Below are 19,031 nucleotides of genomic sequence, written 5' to 3'. Positions count from 1 at the left end.
GCGTTCCTATGTCAGCAGTTGGCGGCAGAAATCGATGACGTCGCTGGCCCAGCCGGCAAAGAGAGCGAAGAGAACCAGCCAGACGATCAGCATGAAATGCCAGTAGACGGCACAAAGTTCGATCGACAGGCGCAGTCTGCGGTCGAAGGGCGTGTTCCAGGCGCGCGCGGTTACTCGACCGAGCGCAAGGAGTCCGCCGAGGATATGCAGGCCGTGCATGCCGGTGAGCATATAGAAAAAGCTGTTGGCGGGATTGTCGGCCAGGAGATATCCGGCGCCCGAAAGGATACGCCAGGCGAAAAGTTGACCGGCGAGAAATGCAAGGCCCGCCGCCAAGGCTGCGAGGAGACCCGTTCGCGCCGCTTCGTCGTGCCGCCGCTCCGCCTCCACCTTCGTCCAGTGCAGGGCGATACTGCCGGCTGTGAGGATGCCCGTGTTGACCCAGAGAAAGCCGGGCAAGGGAAGTGCTCCCCAATCCGAGGAGGTCATGCGCATGAAATAGGCGCTGATGGCAAGCGAGAAGAGTGCGCCGACGACGGCGAGAAAGACGCCGAGACCGACCTTCGCCGGGGGCATCGGGGCGCCGCTGCGACGATCATGGGCGTGGCCGACTTCCAGCCACGGCCGCGAAGTCACGCGCTGCCCGGCAAGCCACCAGACGATGACGGCGGCGACCGTCGCCAGAAAGAGCACGACGACGCTCATGAGGCCGCCTCATGGCTGACGCGGCCCGGCGACGGCTGGTTCTGGGGGATGAAGTCTTCCGGAGCGCCCGGGACGCTGTAGTCATAGGCCCAGCGATAGACGACCGGCAATTCCTTGCCCCAATTGCCGTGGGGCGGCGGCGTCTCGGGCGTCTGCCACTCGAGCGTCGTCGCACGCCAGGGATTGCCGCCGGCCTCTCGGCCATGGCGCAGGCTCCAGACGAGATTGAAGAGAAAGACGATCTGCGCCGCGCCGACGATCAGCGCCATGACGCTGATGAAGGCGTTGAGGCTGTGGACGGAGTCTGCCACGAAGGCCATCTCGCCCAGTTCGTAGTAGCGGCGCGGCACGCCGACGAGGCCCACATAGTGCATGGGGAAGAAGATCGCATAGGCGCCGATGAAGGTGACCCAGAAATGAATCTGGCCGAGCACTTCGTTGAGCATGCGCCCGGTGATCTTCGGGTACCAGTGATAGATGGCGCCGAAGATGACCATGATCGGTGCGACGCCCATGACCATGTGGAAATGCGCGACGACGAACATCGTGTCGGAGAGCGGAACGTCGACGACGACATTGCCAAGGAAGAGTCCCGTCAACCCGCCATTGACGAAGGTGACGATGAAGGCGAGCGCGAAGAGCATCGGCAAGGTTAGATGGATGTTGCCGCGCCAGAGCGTCAGCACCCAGTTGTAGACCTTGATCGCAGTCGGCACCGCGATGATCAGCGTCGTGGTGGCGAAGAAGAAACCGAAATACGGGTTCATCCCGCTCACATACATGTGGTGGGCCCAGACGATGAAGGAGAGGCCGCCGATGATCACGATCGCCCAGACCATCATCCGATAACCGAAGATGTTCTTGCGCGCATGCGTGCTGATGAGGTCGGAGACGATGCCGAAAGCGGGCAGCGCGACGATGTAGACTTCCGGGTGGCCGAAGAACCAGAAAAGATGCTGGAACAAGATCGGACTGCCGCCGCCATGCTGCAGTTGCTCGCCCATTTCGACGATCGCCGGCATGAAGAAGCTCGTGCCGAGCAGCCGGTCGAAGAGCATCATCACGCAAGCGACGAAAAGGGCAGGGAAGGCGAGCAGCGCCATGACGGTCGCGGTGAAGATGCCCCAGACCGTCAAGGGCATCCGCATCAGCGTCATGCCGCGGGTGCGGCCCTGAAGCACGGTGACGACATAGTTGAGGCCGCCCATGGTGAAGCCGATGATGAAGATGATCAGCGACGAGAGCATTAGGATGATGCCCCAATCCTTTCCGCCCGGCGTGCCGGAGAGCACCGCCTGCGGCGGATAGAGCGTCCAGCCGGCGCCGGTGGGCCCGCCGGGTGCAAAGAAGCTCGCGACGAGCACGAGGACCGCCAGCAGGTAGATCCAGTAGCTCAGCATATTGGCATAGGGGAACACCATGTCGCGGGCGCCGACCATCAAGGGGATGAGGTAATTGCCGAAACCGCCGAGGAAGAGCGCCGTGAGCAGGTAGATCACCATGATCATCCCATGCATGGTGATGAACTGATAGTAGGCCTCGGCATCGATCAGTTGGAATGTGCCGGGAAAGCCGAGTTGAAGGCGCATCAACCAGGACAGAACCAGCGCCACCATGCCGATCGCGATCGCGGTTGTCGCATATTGGATGGCGATAATTTTCGCGTCCTGGCTGAAGACGTAGCGCGTCCACCAGCTATGCGGATGATAAAGCTCAACATCCTCGACTTCGGGAGGCGGGAGCGCCTCGCCAATACCGGACCGGACGTCGACCATCATATGCCCTCCCAGGTTGCTACTCCACGGCGCCTCCTACTGCGCCGCTGAGGCGGTAATCGCAGTTGCCGCCGGGCTTGTTTCGGACGATGCGGATAGTTGCGAAAAGGTCTGCTGCTCGGCGAGCCAGGTCTGATAGTCTTCCTCGGTGTCGACCACGACGGTGCCGCGCATCTGCGGATGGCCGACGCCGCAGAGTTCCGCGCAAAGGATTTCAAAGGTTCCCGTCCGCGTCGGGGTGAGCCAGAAGTAGGTCACCATGCCGGGGATCATATCCATCTTGGCGCGAAACTCCGGCACGTAAAAGTCGTGCAGCACATCGACGGACCGGAGCACGACCTTGACCGGTTTGCCGACAGGAAGGTGAAGCTCGCCGCCCTCGATGATGACGTCGTCGAGGCTGGCGGTGTCGTTCCGATTGAGGCCGAGCGAATTTTCAGGCGCGATATTGCGCGTCTCCGTCGTTCCGAGCTTTCCGTCTGCGCCAGGGAGGCGGAAGCTCCACAGCCATTGCTGGCCGATGACTTCCACTTCCGCTGCATCCTGCGGCACGGTGATGAACTGGTTCCAGACGAACAGGCCAGGCGCCAGCATTGCGGCGACGCCAAGCGTCGTGCTCGTCGCCAGCCAACCTTCGAGCTTCTTGTTCTCGGGCTCGTAGGCCGCGGTGTTGCCGGGTCGGTGGCGGAAGCGCAGCACGCAATAGGCCATGAACAGGACGACGGCGGTGAAGGCGATGCCGGTGATCCAGAATGTTATGATGATGGTATTGTCTATGTAATTCCAGTTGGAGGCGATTGGTGTCCACCACCAAGGACTCAACAAATGGAACAACACCGATCCGACGGCCAACAGAACCAGAATTACAACCACGGCCATTTTCTGTCCCCTCCTCGCCATGATCGGCCGTGAGACGAATGCGCAATCCGCAGCGTTCCGATCACAATTATTGCACGAACGGAAAATACTGGCAAATCATCGGGAAGGCGTGGATTTCTCCCATCCCGAGGGTAGCTCCTATTTCGGGTGTTGTTTGAGATAGGCAATCACGTTGGCGATCTCCTCGTCCTTCTTGAGGCCGGGGAAGACCATCTTGGTGCCCTTGACCTTGGCCTTGGGATTACGGAGATAGTCGCTCAACGTCGCGTCGTCCCAGACGAGGCCGCCCTTACCCGCCTCGACCATGGCTTGCGAGTACTTGAAATCCGGGTGAGTTCCGGCCGTTCTGCCGATGACGCCCTGGAGCGACGGTCCGACCTTGTTCTGGTCCTTGTCGACAACGTGACAGGTCGCGCATTTCTTGAAGACGGTGGCGCCGGCTTCGGCATCGCCCTCCTGGGCAAGGCCCGCGGCCGGACAGAGAACGAGTGCCGAAAAAGACAGGGCAACAACAAGGTTTCGCATCATACTTCCTCAATTTCGCTCGGCGCGGGGCAAAGGAAGAATATCGTCAAATGGTGGCGTTGGCGGTGCTTGCTTCTCTCGAGGATTGGCGCGCCGAGGCGGTTGATACTTGCGACAAAGAAGAAGCTAGTCCTCGGGGGAGAGAAGTCAATCGCCTCTTCGAAGTAGGCGCCGGGCAGCGGTCTTCCGGGCGGCGTCAGACGCGTCTGCCTTCGCCATCGAAGAAATGCAGTTGGTGCGTGGGGAAACGAACGGGGATCGTGCCGGAAGCCGTGAGGAACGAGCGGTCGTTGGTAAAGGCCTTGAAGCCGGCCCGCCCGAGTGACAGGTGCAGGATGATGCCGAAGCCGGTCGGCTCGACCAGATCGACGGTAGCGAGAAGCGTTTGCGGCCCGTGGCCGGCAAGCACAACGTGTTCCGGACGAATGCCGAGCGTGGCGGCGGCGCCTTCGGGAAGGGGCGCGGGCGCGTCGAGTGGAATATGCACCCCGCCCTCGATCTCGAAAAGAGGCGTGGCGCCGCCATGATACGTTCCCTCGAAGAAGTTCATGCCGGGCGAGCCGATGAAGCCGGCGACGAAGAGATTGGCGGGACGATCATAGAGATCGAGCGGGCTTCCCACCTGCTGCACCACACCGGCGTTCATGGCGACGATGCGATCGGCAAGCGTCATGGCCTCGATCTGGTCGTGCGTGACATAAATCGATGTCGCGCCCAAGTCCTTGTGCAGTTTCTTGATCTCGGCGCGCATCTGTTCGCGCAAGCGCGCATCGAGGTTCGACAGTGGCTCGTCGAAGAGGAACGCCTTCGGCTGGCGCACGATGGCGCGGCCCATGGCGACGCGTTGGCGTTGGCCGCCGGAAAGTGCGCGTGGACGGCGCTCCATGAGCGGCTCGAGACCGAGCTTGGCTGCAGCGCCTACGACCACGGCCGTAATCCTCTCTTTCGGCGTCTTCCTCAGTCGAAGGCTGTAGCTCATATTCTTTGCGACGGACATATGCGGATAGAGCGCATAGGACTGGAACACCATGGCGATGTCGCGGTCCTTCGGCGCAAGCTCGTTCACCCGTTTGCCGGCAATGCGGATTTCTCCGGCAGTGACGCTTTCGAGCCCCGCGATCATGCGCAGGAGGGTCGACTTGCCGCAGCCGGAGGGGCCGACGAGCACGACGAATTCGCCGTCGCGGATATTGAGGTCGACGTCATGCAGAACCGGGTGGACGCCGTAGGATTTCTGGATATTGGCGATATCGATGGAAGCCATAGCGTGATCCTCAGCCTTTGACCGCACCGGCCGTGAGGCCCTGGACGAGATAGCGTTGAATGAGCAGGAAGAAGAGGCAGGCCGGGATCAGCGCGAGCACGCCGGCAGCCATCATCTGACCGAAGTCGACCGAGAATTTCGAGACGAAGGACAGAAGCCCGACCGGGAAGGTCGCCTGCTCGTTGCCGGAGATGAGCATCAGCGAGAAGAGCAGTTCGCTCCAGGCGGCGGTGAAGACGAAACCGAGGGTCGCGGCGATGCCGGGCAACGTCAGCGGGAGGATGATCTGGCGGAAGGCGACGAATTGCGTGGCCCCATCGATCATCGCCGCCTCTTCGAGATCCCTCGGAATGCCGTCGAAGAAGGACTGCATTAGGAACGTTGCAAAGGGCACGTTGAAGGCGGTGTAGACGATGACGAGTCCGGTCAAGCTGTTGGTGAGCCCCAGTGGCGAGAGGATCTTGAAAATCGGGGCAACCAGCATCACCAGGGGGAACATCTGGGTCAGCAGCATCAGCGTGACCAGCCAGTATTTGCCACGGAATCGGAAACGCGAGAGCGCATAGCCGGAGAGCGAAGCAAGGATCGTCACCACGACGGCGGTCGAGCCGGAGACGATCAGGCTATTGCGGAAGAAGACCGGGAAGGCGCTGTGCCTGAGCACGAAATCGAAATGTTCGAGGCTCGCCCTCGACGGCCAGAGGCGGATTCCCTCGGAATAGAGCAGGTCGTTCGGCGTCACCGCCACTTTTAGCAGCCAGAAGAGCGGAAAGAGCGCGAAGGCAATATAGGCGAGGATCGCCAGGCGGTGCGCCATGGTGAGGAGGGCTGGCTTTACGCGCATCGGTTCAATCCTTGCTCAGGAGCCACTGTCTCAAGATGACGATCAGCAGCGAATAGGCGAGGAGCAGTGCGAGCAACACCAGCGCGACCGCCGAGGCATAGCCGAAGTCGAGCCGCTTGAACGCCTGGGTGAAGATGTAGCTGGCGACAATCTGGGTCCTATCGGCCGGGCCGCCATTGGTCATGACGATGATGAGATCGGCGAAGTTCGAGATCCATACGGTACGGAGCAGAATGGTGATCGCGATCGTCGGCGCCAGGAAGGGAAGCGTGATCGAGAGGAAGCGCTGGAACGCTCCCGCTCCGTCGATGCTCGCGGCTTCGTAGAGGTCGCGCGGGATCGCCTGCAGCGCGGCCAGGAGCGTGATCGCGAAGAAGGGAATGCCCCACCAGATATTGGCGACGATCGGCCCCCACATGGCAAGCTGCGGATCGGAGAGGATGTTGGCCGGCTGGCTCATGATCCCGAGCGCGTAGAGCCAATGCGGCAACGGTCCGACGACGGGGTTGAAGAGCCAGGCCCAGTTGAGGCCGGCAAGGAAGCTCGGAACCGCCCAGGGTAGGAAAACGAGGGCCTGAGCGATCGCACGGCCGCGAAACGGCTTATCGAGCAGCAGCGCCAGGACGAGGCCGAAGGCGAACTGCAGAAGAACCGATGCACCGGTCCACCAGAGGGTGTTTCTGAGCGAGCGGAAGAAGGCCTCGTCCTGAGAGAGAGCCCGGAAATGATCCAGCCCAATGAAGGCGCCGGAAAAGGGATTGAGGAGCTGGACGTCGCGGAAAGCATAGGAGACGCCGAGCACCAGCGGCACCAGCATCACCGTGACGATCAGGATCAGTGCCGGCGCGGTGTAGAGATAGGGAGCAGAGGCATCCGCGATGCGCTTCATCAGCGGCGGGCGGACCGCCGGCAGACCCGGGCGTACGGCATAGTCCATCGATCGGAGTTCCTCTTCGTCGCGCTTGGCGTGCCTTGTCTTTCGCCCTGTCGAGCAGGGGGCGGCGCGAACGCCGCCGCCCTCTGTGGCGTTATTTCTTGCTCGCCAGATATTTCTGCTGAGCCTTGGTCAGGTAGTCGGCCCATTGATTGGCGAGCTCTTCCGGCGTGATGTCGCCGAGAAGCGCCTCCTGGCTGGTCTTGATCGCGAGCGAGTCCTTGAAGAAGGCGAACTCTTCGAGATAGGTCGGCATGACCGTCGGAATGGCGTCCTTGTCGGCGAGTTCATCGAACCAGCCCTTGAACTGCGGGCTCGAATAGAAGGGGTCGTTCTCGGCCGACTTGTGGACCGGCAGTGCGCCGGTTCGCTTGTTCCACTCGATATTGCCCTCCGGCCCTTCAAGCGTCTCGATCAGCTTCCAGGAGAGATCCTTGTTCTGACTGGCGGACAGCATAGACCAGCCGGCATAGCCGATCGTGGGGAAGGTCTTGCCGCTCGGGCCCTTGGGCATGGTGGTGACGCCGAAGTCTTCGGGCTTCATACGCTCCGCGATCGCGATCAGCGCATCCGGGTCCTGGTCGAGGAAGGCACAGGTACCGCTATAGAAGCCGGCGACGATCTCATTGAAGCCCCAGTTGACGCTGTCCTTGGGCGCCAGTCCCTTCTTGTAGAGGTCGATGACCCAGGTAAGGCCCTTGACCCAGCCCTCACTGTTCATCGTCGAGGTGCCGTCCTCATTGAAGAACTCGTTGTCGCCGGCCATCGTCGCGGCGAACATCACCCAGCCGTTGAGCCCGCCCGGGCCGCCGCGCAGGCAGTAGCCGGCCTTGCCCGGGAGCTTGGACACCGCTTCGGAAGCCTTGACGAAATCGTCCATCGTTTTCGGCGGCTCGGCGACACCGGCCTCCGAAAGCAGCTTCTTGTTGTAGAACATCGCCCGAAGATAGAAGCCGTAGGGCAGCATATAGGCGGTGTCGTTGACGTCGCGGCCGAGCTCGAGCGCGCGTTCGGTGAGGCCCGAGGTGTGTTCCCACTTGGCGAGGTAGGGCTCAAGGCTTTCGAGCATGCCGTTATTGGCATAGAGCGACAACCAGGTGTCCGGCATCTCCATGACGTCCGGGATTTCGCCGGCGGAGACCATGGTCGCGAATTTCTGGAAGGCTTCGCCCCAGGGGAGCGAAATGATCTCGACGGTCGTGCCGGGGTTCGCCGCCTCGAATTTGGCAACGATCGATTTCAGCGTTTCGGTCCGCTCAGGGCTGGTGATGACCTCGACGAGCTGGAGCTTCGTGTCGGCAAGGGCGCTGCCGGCCATCAGCGTGGCGAGCAGGGTAGCTGTGATCAGTTTCCTCATTTTTTGTTCCCTTTTGTTCTCGCTGGTTGCTTGTTCGTCAGCCTTGCGAAGCGGCGGCGATCGCCGCTTCGAGATCGCTCCAGAGGGCCTCCGTTCCCTCCAGGCCGACATGGAGCCGTACCGACCGCGGAGAAATGCCGAAGGCGACCGCGGAATTGGGTTGAGCTTTCTGCGCGAGGACGACTTCGCCAGGTACGACGAGGCTTTCATGACCGCCCCAGGAGACGCCAAGCTTGAAGAATTCGAGGTGATCGGCGAAGCGGCGGATATCGACGCTCTCGCGGAAGACGAAGGAGAAGAGCCCCGACGTGCCCGAAAGGCCGGGCGGCAGCTTGTTCCCGAGGCCGGGATGGCAGACGGCTTCGACGAGCGGATGCTCGGCCAAGCGCCGGGCGATGACGAGCGCCGAGCGCTCATGCGCCTTCATCCGGATCGGCAGGGTGCGAAGCCCGCGGATCAGCAGCCAGGCGTCGAAAGGCGAGAGCTTGCCTCCGAGATAGGGATAGGCTTCCGAGCGAATACGGCCGATCAATTCCTTCGAGCCGGCGACGACGCCAGCGACGACATCACTATGGCCGCTCAGATATTTTGAGGCGGAATGGATGACGAGATCGACACCGAGCGAAATCGGCTGCTGGAACACCGGGCTCGCCCAGCTATTGTCGATGACGGTGACGATCCCTTGCTTCTTGGCAAGCGCTGTCAGCGCCGCCACGTCGTGGGTGTCCATCACCCAGCTCGTTGGACTTTCCATGTAGAAGAGCTTGGCACCGGGGAGCGCTTTGGCGACCTCTTCCTCGTCGCGTCCGTCGACATAGGTGACTTCGACCCGCATGCGCTTCAGATGCGTGCCGAACAGGCGGAAGGCATCGGGATAGAGATGCTTCACCGCGACGATCCGGTCGCCCGGCTCGACAAAGGAGAGGACGGTGGAGGAGATCGCCGACATGCCGCTCGCAAAGCCGATCGCGTCCTCCGCACCTTCAAGCGTGGCCAGCATCTCCTCGAAAGCCCGGACCGTAGGGTTGAGGCCGCGCGTATAGATCGGCCGCACGCGCTCGCCCCGATAGGAGGCGATCATCTCATCATAGTCCTTGAACGTGAAAAGCGACGTCTGGACGATTGGCGGCACGACGGCATCGAAGGCGTGGCCGTCGTCATGGGCGACGATCAGGGAGGCTCTGTCGAACGGATCGAAGCCGTCGTTCATCTGGACATTTCCTTGATGTCTTCCTCGACGATTGCGAGGATTTTCAGTGTTTCTTGGCGCGCGGCGTCGGCATCCTGCGCAGCGATCGCGTTGAAGAGCGTGCGGTGAAACGGAAAGGATCGCCGCGCGAAATCCGGCCGGTCGAACGGTTTCTCCCAGAAGCGCTCGAAGGCCTCACGCATCTGCTCGAGCAGTTGCCGGAAAAGCGGATTGTGGGTCGCGTCGTAGATCGCGAGATGAAAGGCGAGGTCCTCCGGGCCGGAGGTGCCCTTGGCGAGATGGACGCGTTCCATTTCGTCGAGCTTCGTCTCGATATTGATGAGGTCGGCATCGGTGCGACGGCGAGCCGCCACCATCCCGGCCTCGGCCTCGATACCACGACGCACTTCCAGCGTCTGCAGGAGGGCGTCGCGCAGATGCTCGGTGTCGAGCGCCAGCGGCATGTGGATGGTCGCGCCGGAAATAGCACGCAGGAGATAGGTGCCGCTGCCTTTGCGCGCCTCGACGACGCCGAGTGCCTGGAAATGGCTGAGGACTTCCCGAACCGTCGAGCGTCCGACGGCAAGTGCCGTCATCAACTCGCGTTCGGCCGGCAGCCGGTCGCCCGGTTTCAGGCCGGCTTCCTGGATGTAGTCGGCAAGCGCGGATATCACCTGCTGCGCCCGATCGAGGGGCGGCAAGGGTAGCAGCGTCGCTCTATCCTGCTGAGGCATCCGGTTCTCCGGGACCAGAATTGGTCTGACATCTGAGCAATATGGCAGCCAGGGCGCCGCATGGTCAAGGGGCAAGATTTGCGATATGCCTCCTGCTGCCGACAGCTCGACAGCCTGCAAAGTCCGACCGAACGGCTCAGCGCCTCTCTGGAAACCGTATGATGGCAAGCGCGAAGAAACCCTATGCCGGGGACGGCCGCTATCCGACAAGCTATTACGCGGCCTCCCGCAACATCATCCGCACGCCCGTTAAACTTGAGGGCCGGACCGAAACCGACATCTGCGTCGTCGGCGCCGGCTATTCCGGCCTGTCGACAGCCATTCATCTCGCCGAAAAGGGCTACAAGGTCACCGTGGTCGAAGGCGCCCAGGTGGGTTGGGGCGCTTCGGGACGCAATGGCGGCCAGATCGTCAACGGCCTTAATGCCAGCCTGTCGACGATTGAGCGCCGCTACGGCGAGGATGCCGCGCGCTTCATCGGCGGCCTCGTGCAGGAGGGCGGGCGGATCATCCGCCGGCTCGTCAGCCAATACCAGATCGAGTGCGACCTGAAGCCGGGGAACATCTACGCCGCCTATACCGGCGCGCATATGAAGGAGCTCGAGGCAAAGCGGGCGCTCTGGCGCAAATACGGAATGGACGATCACCAGCTTCTCGATCGCGAGGCCTTGCGCAAACTCGTCAATTCCGAGGCCTATTGCGGCGGCATGCTCGACACCACCGGCGGCCACATGCATCCACTCAATCTGGCGCTCGGCGAGGCCCGGGCCTTTGAGAGCCTCGGCGGCACCATCTACGAGATATCGCCGGTGACGCGTGTTGACCACGAGGCGGCGCGGCCGACAGTCTACACGGATCAGGGCGAGGTCTCCGCTCGCATCGTCGTGCTCTGCGGAAACGCCTATCTCGGCGATGCGGTGCCGGCGCTCGTGTCGCGCGTCATGCCCGTTTCGACGCAGATCATCACCACAGCGCCACTCGGCGAGGAACTCGCCCATTCGCTGATCCCGAGCGACATGTGCGTCGAGGACGTGCGCTATATCCTCGACTATTTCCGGCTTTCCGCCGACAAACGCATGATCTTCGGCGGCGGCACGGTCTATGGCGGTACCGATCCGGCGGACGTCGCGGCCAAGCTCAGGCCCAATATGGAAAGGGTGTTCCCGCGCCTCAGGGGCGTGAAGATCGACTATGCCTGGAGCGGCAACTTCGCACTCTCCTTCACGCGCGTGCCGCAGATGGGCCGGAGCGGCGCCAACACCTATTTCGCGCACGGCTACAGCGGCCACGGCGTCACGGGTTCGCATCTCTTCGGCCGCATTCTTGCCGAAGCGATCGACGGCGACGCGACCCGCTTCGACGTCTTTGCGAAGCTGCCCTGGTTTCCGTTCCCCGGCGGGAGGATGTTCCGGGCGCAATACTCGACGATCGGCTCCTGGTGGTACATGTTCAAGGATGCGGTCGGCTGGTAACCGCCGCGAAGGCTCCCTGAGCGTTCCGAGCAGCGCTCGGCGCACCCGGTTGCGGCGGGCGCGCGTTTCTCTTCGAGATCGATTCCGCTGCAGTGGATGTTGCGCTAGAGTTTCCCATTCGCAGGCATCTGTGGCGGCTTCCTGGCCGGTCTTCGACGAGATCGCGGGTTGAGGCGAAGAGGGAGCATCCGGATCGGGGGCATCTGGGCCCAAACGCCATCCGATGCCACGGCAAGGAGAGTGCCGGATCGTCGCGCCCATCAGGGGAGGTCGGAACATGTTCATTCGCTTCGGTTACCAAATCGGTATCGAATGTGCGCAGCCGACCCCGATGATGACCTATCTTTCAGTTGTGCCCGAACGACGCGACGATGTCGTGCGCGAGCGCGGGCCAGTGGCGTCGCCCGTCGTCCCGATGGAGGAAGTTACCGATCCGCACGGCAATGTCTGTCTGCGCATGATCCTGCCCGAGGGGGAAACGCGCTTCGATTACGACGCCGTGATCAGGGATGAGGGAAAGCTCGACGCCTTCGACCCGCTCGCCGAAGCGGTGCCGGTGGAGAGGCTTCCGCCGGCCGTGCTGCCCTATCTCTGCGCCAGCCGCTATTGAGAGACTGACCGGCTCGGTGCACTGGCGTGGAAGCTCTTCGGCGATGTGTCGGCGGGATGGCAGCGCGTGCAGGCAATCTGCGATTACGTGCACGACCGGCTGCTCTTCAGCTACGGCTACGCGCAGGCGATGTGCACGGCACTCGAAGCGCATGAGGACCGGCTCGGCGTCAACCGCGACTATGCGCATCTCGCCGTCACGCTTTGCCGCTGCATGAACATGCCCGCCCGTTACGTCAACGGCTACATGGCCGATCTCGGCATGCCGGAGACTCCGGCGCCGATGGATTTCAACGCCTGGTTCGAGGTCTTCCTGGGTGGCCGCTGGTACACGTTCGATGCCAAGAACAATGCCCGGCGAGCAGGCCGCATTCCCGTCGCGCGCGGCCGCGATGCCGCCGATATCCCGTTGATCCAGACCTTCGGCAAGCATCAGCTAACCGCCTTCACGATCTGGACCCTGGTCGAGCCCGACAGCGGGCTCAGCCGCTCGCACCGCTCGGCCGACGTGTCGTTGCTGAAGCCCTGGTTCAGCGAAACCTGGTCGCGCCACCTGCAGGAGCGCGAGCGCAACAACAGCCATTAACACCGGCGTAAACGGATTTTTCATCCCTCGCGCGATCTGCAGAAAATAATATCTACAAACTCAATCGAGAATATAGGAGAACATGGATACAGGCCAACGCCATAACAGCGGAGAGATGAGATGAACGCGACCAAGGCGATGACCCAATCCCGCTACACCGTCTACCGGCCTCAACCGGCCCGGCGCCCATCGGCCAAGCTCATTCCCCATTCCATTGCGGTGGCCGCCGCCTTTTGTTTCGTCTGCGCACTCGTCATCGGCGCGATCTGAGGTCAGCGCAGCGGCGACAAATGCTCATGCGCTGCCAGCCATTCTCCGGCTGCTGTCTTCTCGAACACAATCGTTTCCCGCTCTTTCGTCGTTGTCGGTTCGCCAGCGAATTCAAGCTCCGTTTCGACGCGGTGCGTGAAGATCGCGACGTCGCCGAGCATCTGGACATGCCGGTCGCTGGACCGACAGGCGAGGACGCGGAAGCCGTCACGCTCCTCCCATAAAGCCCATTCCGCCTCGTATTCGGCACGGCTCAGCAACGGCCGATCGAGGTTGTGGAACACGAAGGTGGCCGCCGGAGCAAAGGCAGCGAAATAGGCAGGGCTGTCGTGGCGCGCGAAAGCGGCCACGAGCCGGTCGGCGGCGGCAAGCACCGCTTGGGTCTGATCATGCGTCATTGTCATCCCGTTGAAGGCTGGATCAGCGGCTCACGATCAATGTGGCAAGCGGCCGATTTTGCCGCGCGACACGCGCCTTGAGCTCATCGAGCGACATCGCCTCGTCCTTGGCGAACTCGGTGAACTCCATGTTGAGATTGTTGAAGAACATCTCGCCGACGGCCTGCGTGTCGAGGTCCGGCGCGACGAGGCCTTTCAACTGCAGCTTGCGGATGAGGGTTGTGACCTGATCGCAAAGCCGCCGGTCGAGTTCGGTGTAGCGCTTGCTGAAAGGGCTCGCCGGCTGCTGGATCGAAATCGCCATCGCCGTGCGCCACATTTCCTTGCTGAGATAGACGAGCGAATGGCCGTAATACTGGCCGATCAACGCATCGAGCGCCCGTTGGACCGAAGCCGGCGGGTCGTCCACGATTGCTTTGCCGGCCGCCAGGACTTCTTCGACCTCCATCGAGACGGTCGCGACCAGGATATCGCCCTTGTTCTCATAATAGTTGTAGAAGGTGCCGACCGAGACCTCCGCACGTTCCGCAATGTCCTCGATGCGGGCGCTGTCGTAGCCGACCTCGCGGAAGAGGTCGGTGGCCGCTTCCAAAATGCGTCGATTCCGGTCTGCCTTTTGTCGTGCTCGCAAGCCCGCCATGAAATGTTTCCTGGAATTATGAATGTCCTCAAAATTGAGATTGACTTAAAAAATGAGTTCATTCAATCTTTTTTCGAAGGCGCCAAGACGAGCGTCACAAACAGAGGGCAACAGCATGATGAAGTCAGTCCACGGTGGCGCGGGCGCGCGCCGTCTGCTCGCCTCGGCGGCGGCACTTGCCGTCACGGTCGCATCGATTAGCTCCGCTCCGGTGCCGGCCTTTGCGCAGGAGGAGCTCAATGCGCTGGTGTGGTGCGACCACACGGATCCGGCGCTGCTCGAGCCCTTCGAGAAAGCCAACGACGTCAAGGTGAATTTCAAGGTCTATGAGGGCACCGGCGCGGCGCTGTCGATCCTCGATCAATCGCGGCCCGGTGACTGGGACGTGCTGGTGATCGACGGAGTCGATGTCCATCGCGCGATCGAGCTCGACCTCCTGGCGGAAATGCCGGCCGACAGGCTGCCGAGCGCGGACATCTTCCCGGAAGTGCGGATGGAGGCCAACAACATGAAGGACGGCAAGACCTACGCCGTCACCGAGAAGTTCGGCTACAACACCATCTCCTACGACAAGACGAAGGTCGATCCGGAGGACATGCAGGACCTGTCGGTCATGTGGTCCGAGAAATACAAGGGCAGGGTTGCCATCTATGACTATTATCTGCCGGTGATCGGCCTTGTCGGGCTGGGACTCGGCAAAAAGACGGCCGAGCTCTCCGAGGCGGACATGCCGGCGATCAAGGAAAAGCTCGCGGCGATGCGGGCCGTGTCCAAGCAGGTGAGCGATGTGGTTTCCTCGCAGACGGCGCTCGCGACCGGCGAAGTCGACATTCTCGTCGGCGGCGGTGAGTGGCTCACGGCCGGCCTCTCCACCGACAAGCCGAACCTCGACTGGACGATCCCGGAACAGGGTGCCGTCCGCTGGGCGCAGTCGATCGGCGTGATGAAGGATTCCAGCAAGCAGGAGCTTGCACTGAAATTCGTGCAGTACATCCTCAGTCCGGAAGGGCAGGCACGGCTGGCGACATCCTCCTGCTATTGGGCGATGCCTGCCAACAGCAAGGCCGGGGCGCATCTGACCGAGGCGCAGAAGACGGCGCTGCGGTTCGACGATCAGGCGGAGTACCTCAAGAAGACACAGCTCTATCCGATCCCGAGCGCGGAACTCGATCAGCAGTTCCAGGATGCGTGGACCGAAATGCTGCAGCAATAGGATGCGCCGGTGGTCCTCTCCTGTGGGGACCCTCGCTGATGTGTGCATACCCGCGCGAGGCCCCGAGCGCCTGATCGTCAGGATGGGCGTCGAGTTTGCAGATGTCGCGGGCTAAACTCCGCATGGAGCCTTCATGACAGTCATCACCCTTGAAGACGTCGATCGCCGGAGAGCCTGGGGCTTTGTCGCCCCGGCGCTTCTGTGGATCATCGCCTTCTTCGTCGCCCCCTTCGTCTTCATGGCGGCGATGAGCCTTTGGAAGCGCGAGGGGCGGGAGATCGTCCGGGTCTGGAGCCTCGACAATTACCTGCGTTTCTTTTCTGAGAGCGCTTTCCTCAAAGGGCTGACGAATTCGGTCGAGATCACGCTGACCGTCACCGTACTCTCGGTGCTGCTTGCCTATCCGCTCGCCTGGATCATCGCCGAACGCGTGCCGAGACGCTTCCAGCGCATGGCGCTGATCCTCGCCATCCTGCCGTTCTGGACCTCCTATGTCGTGCGGTCCTATTCGTGGCTCCTCGTCCTGTCCAAGAACGGTGTCATCAACCAGGCTCTCATGGGTCTCGGCGTCGTTGCCGAGCCGATCGAGATCGCCAGCACGCGCAGCGCGACCGTGCTCGGCTTCGTGCATTTCTTCGTCATGCTGCTGACGCTGACGATCTATTCCAACCTGATACAGCTTTCTCCCAATTACCGGCGTGCCGCCGCCGATCTCGGTGCCAATGCGTTCCAGACCTTCTGGCATGTCGTCCTGCCGTTGACACTGCCGGGCATCATGACCGGTGCTTTCCTGACTTTCGTGCTCTGCATCGGCGACTATGTCACGCCGCAGATCCTCGGCGGCAACAATGAGCTGGTTCTGCCGCAAATCATCATGCTGCAGCTCGGACGGCGGGCGGACTTTCCGATGGCTGCGGCGCTCTCCATCATCCTGATGCTGGTGGTTACGCTCGCCTATGTTCTTTGCGCCCGCTGGCTGAAGATCGAGAGGGCGTGACGATGCGCAGGCTCTTTCTTAGCAGCCTCTCCTGGACCTATCTCGTCGGCGCCTACGCCTTCATCTTCCTGCCCGTCGTGGTGCTGGTGCTCTTCTCCTTCCAGGACGGAAGGCTGCCCGTGCCGCCCTTCAACGGCTTCTCGAAGCAATGGTACGAGGCGGTCTTTGCCGACCGCAAACTGATGGCGGCGCTCGGCAATTCGCTGCTGGTCGCGCTCGCATCCTCTATCGTCGCCTGCCTTCTCGGATTTCTCGCCGCTTACGGTCTCGCGCGCTACAGGTTGCCGGCCTCGGCGCTGCAGCGGGGGTTGCTGATCGCACCAATGACCGTCAGTTACCTGATCATCGCGCTCGGCCTGCTCGCCGTGCTCAATGCGCTGAATGTCCCGCTGTCGCTCATGACGGTCGGGATCGGCCATGTGGTGATCAACCTGCCGCTCTGTTTCGCCATCATCTATGCCTCTATGGGCGACCACCACATCAATATCGAGCGCGCCGCGCGCGACCTCGGCGCCAACGACTTCAAAGTGATGGTGCTGGTTACCGCCCCAATGCTGATGCCGTCGATTCTCGCCGCCTTCTTCCTGTCGGTCACCTTCAGTTGGGACGAATTCATCATCGCCTTTCTGCTTTCGCGTTTCGACGTGACGCTTCCCGTCGAGATCTGGAGCATGCTGCGCTCCGGCCTCAATCCCAAGACCAACGCCGTCGGTTCGCTTGTGTTTCTGGTCTCGGTGGCGCTGCTCCTGATCCTGGAACTATTCCTGTTCGGAAGGACGAGGAAACAATGACCGCACCCGTCTCGATCGAGAACGTCACCAAGACGTTCGGGGGCTTCACCGCGCTCGACAATGTTACGCTGGACATTCGGGCAGGCGAGTTCATCGTGCTGCTCGGCCCCTCGGGCTGCGGCAAGACCACGCTGCTCTCCATCCTCGGCGGATTCCTCTCGCCGAGCGCCGGCCGCATCGTCATCGGTGGCCGTGACATGACCTATGTGCCGCCTGCCAAACGGCCGACCACGACGATGTTCCAGGACTATGCGCTGTTTCCGCACATGCGGCTCGTCGATAATGTCGGCTTCGGCCTGAGGATGCGTGGGCTCGCCAAGGTCGAGCGCAACGAAAAAGCGCTCGGCTTCCTTGAGCTTGTCGGTCTCAAAGCCTCTGCGGGCAAGCGGCCGCACGAGCTTTCCGGCGGCCAGCGCCAGCGCGTGGCGCTTGCAAGGGCGCTCGCCGTCGACCCCGACGTCCTGCTTCTCGACGAGCCGCTCGGAGCCCTGGACCTCAAGCTCCGCCGCCAGATGCAGGATGAACTGAAAGCGATCCAGAAGCGGGTCGGCACGACCTTCGTCCATGTCACCCATGATCAGGAGGAGGCGATGGCGATCGCCGACAGGATCGTCGTGATGAACCAGGGGCGGATCGAGGATTTCGGCCCGCCGTCCGAGGTCTACATGCGCCCGAGATCGCTGTTTTCGGCTGGTTTCATGGGCGAAGTCAACTTCGTGCCGGGACGTATCAGAGAGGCCGATGGCCGATCGGCGCAGGTAGAGACTTCGCTCGGAGACATTGCCCTGCCGGCGGCGAATTTCCCCGCGGCAGCGCCGAACGCCGGCGATGCGATCACCCTCACCATCCGACCGGAACACTTCCGCACTTCCGATAGGACGGATGGTCCGCTGATTGCCCTCGGCGATGCGCGTGTTGTCGGCAGCGCCTTCTTCGGTACGCATTACCGCTGCCATCTCGAGCCACAGGGAGCGGCGGACAGGACGCTGGTGGCGCATCTTCCGCAATCCGCCGACGTCGGCGAGGGGGAGATCATCCCCCTTGCGGTGCGTGCGGCCGACGTCGTAGCCTTGCCCCCGGCAAGCGGGAATGCGTGATCGATGCGTCGGATTGCTCCGGAAGACTGGTATGCGGTGAAGCGTCTCGATGACGACGTGACCGCCATATCGGAGCCTTTCATCAAGGAATTCTATCGATGCAACATCTGGCATGTGCGCGGCCGCGAGCGCGACATGCTGGTGGACAGCGGCATGGGCGTGGTGTCGCTCAGGCGATGGGTACCCATCGTCACCGAACGCGACCTCATTGCCATCGCAAGCCATACGCATTTCGATCACATCGGCTGTCACCACGAATTCGAGTGCCGCGCCGTCCATGCGGCAGAGGCCGATCTGCTGGCGTATCCGACGCGGGCGAACACGCTTGCCGATCCTTACGTCACCGACGAGATCTTCGACGCCTTGCCGCCGGAACCATATTGTTCTGAGTGCTATGCGGTGAAAGGTGCTGGGGCGACGCGCATTCTCGAGGACGGCGACACGATCGATCTCGGCGACCGGGTCTTCGAGGTGATCCATACGCCGGGACATTCGCCTGGCGGCATCGCGCTCTGGGAGAGGAAGACGGGTGTACTTTTCAGCGGCGACATACTCTACGACGGGCCGCTCGTCGAGGACACCTACCACTCCAACGCGGAGCACTATCTCTCATCGATGGAGCGCCTCTTGAAGATACCTGTGCGCCTAGTCCACGGCGGGCATTTCCAGAGCTTCTCCGGCGAACGTTACCGGCAGCTCATCAAGGATTGGCTCACTGACAAGCAAAAGACACTTTGACGGGAAGGAGGAGC

The 19,031-nt window shown here is 62.0% G+C and carries 19 protein-coding genes and 1 pseudogene; 8 read left to right on the top strand and 12 right to left on the bottom strand.

What is annotated here, in order from left to right; genetic code table 11:
• Window positions 1-6 precede the first annotated feature (6 nt).
• The 10 genes from AYK65_RS12620 to AYK65_RS12575 form a co-directional block, all read right to left on the bottom strand.
• Window positions 7-705 (bottom strand): cytochrome c oxidase subunit 3, encoded by a 699-nt coding sequence (locus tag AYK65_RS12620; protein WP_026618161.1) that lies wholly within the window; start codon window positions 703-705, stop codon window positions 7-9.
• Window positions 702-2,483, bottom strand: a complete 1,782-nt coding sequence (ctaD, locus tag AYK65_RS12615; protein WP_026618160.1) for a cytochrome c oxidase subunit I — start codon at window positions 2,481-2,483, stop codon at window positions 702-704. Before ctaD ends, AYK65_RS12620 begins: the two co-directional genes overlap by 4 nt.
• Before the next feature lie 33 nt (window positions 2,484-2,516).
• Window positions 2,517-3,359: a cytochrome c oxidase subunit II gene (locus AYK65_RS12610; protein WP_026618159.1), complete on the bottom strand. Its 843-nt coding sequence runs from the start codon at window positions 3,357-3,359 to the stop codon at window positions 2,517-2,519.
• Window positions 3,360-3,497: 138 nt separating this feature from the next.
• On the bottom strand, window positions 3,498-3,884 hold the full coding sequence (locus tag AYK65_RS12605) for a c-type cytochrome (RefSeq protein WP_026618158.1): 387 nt from the start codon (window positions 3,882-3,884) through the stop codon (window positions 3,498-3,500).
• 196 nt (window positions 3,885-4,080) lie between these two features.
• A complete protein-coding gene (locus tag AYK65_RS12600; protein ID WP_026618157.1) occupies window positions 4,081-5,148 on the bottom strand; it encodes an ABC transporter ATP-binding protein in 1,068 nt (355 codons plus the stop codon).
• A gap of 10 nt (window positions 5,149-5,158) precedes the next feature.
• Window positions 5,159-5,992, bottom strand: coding sequence for a carbohydrate ABC transporter permease (locus AYK65_RS12595; protein WP_026618156.1), 834 nt, complete (start codon window positions 5,990-5,992; stop codon window positions 5,159-5,161).
• Window positions 5,993-5,996: 4 nt separating this feature from the next.
• Window positions 5,997-6,929 (bottom strand): carbohydrate ABC transporter permease, encoded by a 933-nt coding sequence (locus AYK65_RS12590; RefSeq protein WP_046119674.1) that lies wholly within the window; start codon window positions 6,927-6,929, stop codon window positions 5,997-5,999.
• Between the two features lie 91 nt (window positions 6,930-7,020).
• A complete protein-coding gene (locus AYK65_RS12585; RefSeq protein ID WP_026618154.1) occupies window positions 7,021-8,283 on the bottom strand; it encodes an ABC transporter substrate-binding protein in 1,263 nt (420 codons plus the stop codon).
• Between the two features lie 37 nt (window positions 8,284-8,320).
• Entirely contained in the window at window positions 8,321-9,493 is a 1,173-nt protein-coding gene (locus AYK65_RS12580; protein ID WP_046119675.1) for a PLP-dependent transferase, read from the bottom strand.
• Window positions 9,490-10,206 carry a FadR/GntR family transcriptional regulator gene (locus tag AYK65_RS12575; protein ID WP_026618152.1) on the bottom strand — a complete coding sequence of 239 codons (717 nt, stop codon included), beginning with the start codon at window positions 10,204-10,206 and terminating at the stop codon, window positions 9,490-9,492. The genes AYK65_RS12580 and AYK65_RS12575 overlap by 4 nt, the downstream gene beginning before the upstream one ends.
• 158 nt (window positions 10,207-10,364) lie before the next feature.
• Between AYK65_RS12575 and AYK65_RS12570 the strand changes: the two genes are divergently transcribed.
• The 3 genes and pseudogenes from AYK65_RS12570 to AYK65_RS32370 all read left to right on the top strand — a co-directional run bounded on the left by AYK65_RS12570 (window position 10,365) and on the right by AYK65_RS32370 (window position 13,143).
• The gene (locus tag AYK65_RS12570; RefSeq protein ID WP_046119676.1) at window positions 10,365-11,678 is read left to right on the top strand and encodes an NAD(P)/FAD-dependent oxidoreductase; all 1,314 of its coding nucleotides are present in this window, start codon (window positions 10,365-10,367) and stop codon (window positions 11,676-11,678) included.
• 277 nt (window positions 11,679-11,955) lie between these two features.
• A pseudogene (locus AYK65_RS33835) lies at window positions 11,956-12,873 on the top strand (transglutaminase-like domain-containing protein).
• A gap of 120 nt (window positions 12,874-12,993) precedes the next feature.
• Window positions 12,994-13,143, top strand: a complete 150-nt coding sequence (locus AYK65_RS32370; RefSeq protein ID WP_026618149.1) for a hypothetical protein — start codon at window positions 12,994-12,996, stop codon at window positions 13,141-13,143.
• Between the two features lie 2 nt (window positions 13,144-13,145).
• Here the strand turns inward: AYK65_RS32370 and AYK65_RS12560 are convergent, their stop codons facing one another.
• Both AYK65_RS12560 and AYK65_RS12555 read right to left on the bottom strand, forming a co-directional pair.
• Entirely contained in the window at window positions 13,146-13,541 is a 396-nt protein-coding gene (locus AYK65_RS12560) for a YybH family protein (RefSeq protein WP_026618148.1), read from the bottom strand.
• 22 nt (window positions 13,542-13,563) lie between these two features.
• Window positions 13,564-14,181, bottom strand: a complete 618-nt coding sequence (locus tag AYK65_RS12555; protein WP_046119677.1) for a TetR/AcrR family transcriptional regulator — start codon at window positions 14,179-14,181, stop codon at window positions 13,564-13,566.
• Window positions 14,182-14,299: 118 nt separating this feature from the next.
• On the opposite strand from AYK65_RS12555, the gene AYK65_RS12550 reads away from it, so the two are divergent.
• The 5 genes from AYK65_RS12550 (at window position 14,300) to AYK65_RS12530 (ending at window position 19,017) form a co-directional block, all read left to right on the top strand.
• Entirely contained in the window at window positions 14,300-15,394 is a 1,095-nt protein-coding gene (locus AYK65_RS12550) for an ABC transporter substrate-binding protein (protein WP_026618146.1), read from the top strand.
• A gap of 133 nt (window positions 15,395-15,527) precedes the next feature.
• Window positions 15,528-16,391 carry an ABC transporter permease gene (locus AYK65_RS12545; RefSeq protein WP_026618145.1) on the top strand — a complete coding sequence of 288 codons (864 nt, stop codon included), beginning with the start codon at window positions 15,528-15,530 and terminating at the stop codon, window positions 16,389-16,391.
• Between the two features lie 2 nt (window positions 16,392-16,393).
• The gene (locus AYK65_RS12540) at window positions 16,394-17,182 is read left to right on the top strand and encodes an ABC transporter permease (protein ID WP_139793173.1); all 789 of its coding nucleotides are present in this window, start codon (window positions 16,394-16,396) and stop codon (window positions 17,180-17,182) included.
• On the top strand, window positions 17,179-18,279 hold the full coding sequence (locus AYK65_RS12535; protein ID WP_046119679.1) for an ABC transporter ATP-binding protein: 1,101 nt from the start codon (window positions 17,179-17,181) through the stop codon (window positions 18,277-18,279). The genes AYK65_RS12540 and AYK65_RS12535 overlap by 4 nt, the downstream gene beginning before the upstream one ends.
• Before the next feature lie 3 nt (window positions 18,280-18,282).
• Window positions 18,283-19,017, top strand: a complete 735-nt coding sequence (locus tag AYK65_RS12530) for an MBL fold metallo-hydrolase (protein WP_046119680.1) — start codon at window positions 18,283-18,285, stop codon at window positions 19,015-19,017.
• Window positions 19,018-19,031: the final 14 nt, after the last annotated feature.

Source organism: Ensifer aridi (genome assembly GCF_002078505.1).
Lineage (GTDB): Bacteria > Pseudomonadota > Alphaproteobacteria > Rhizobiales > Rhizobiaceae > Sinorhizobium > Sinorhizobium aridi.
This window is presented reverse-complemented; position numbering and strand designations above follow the sequence as displayed.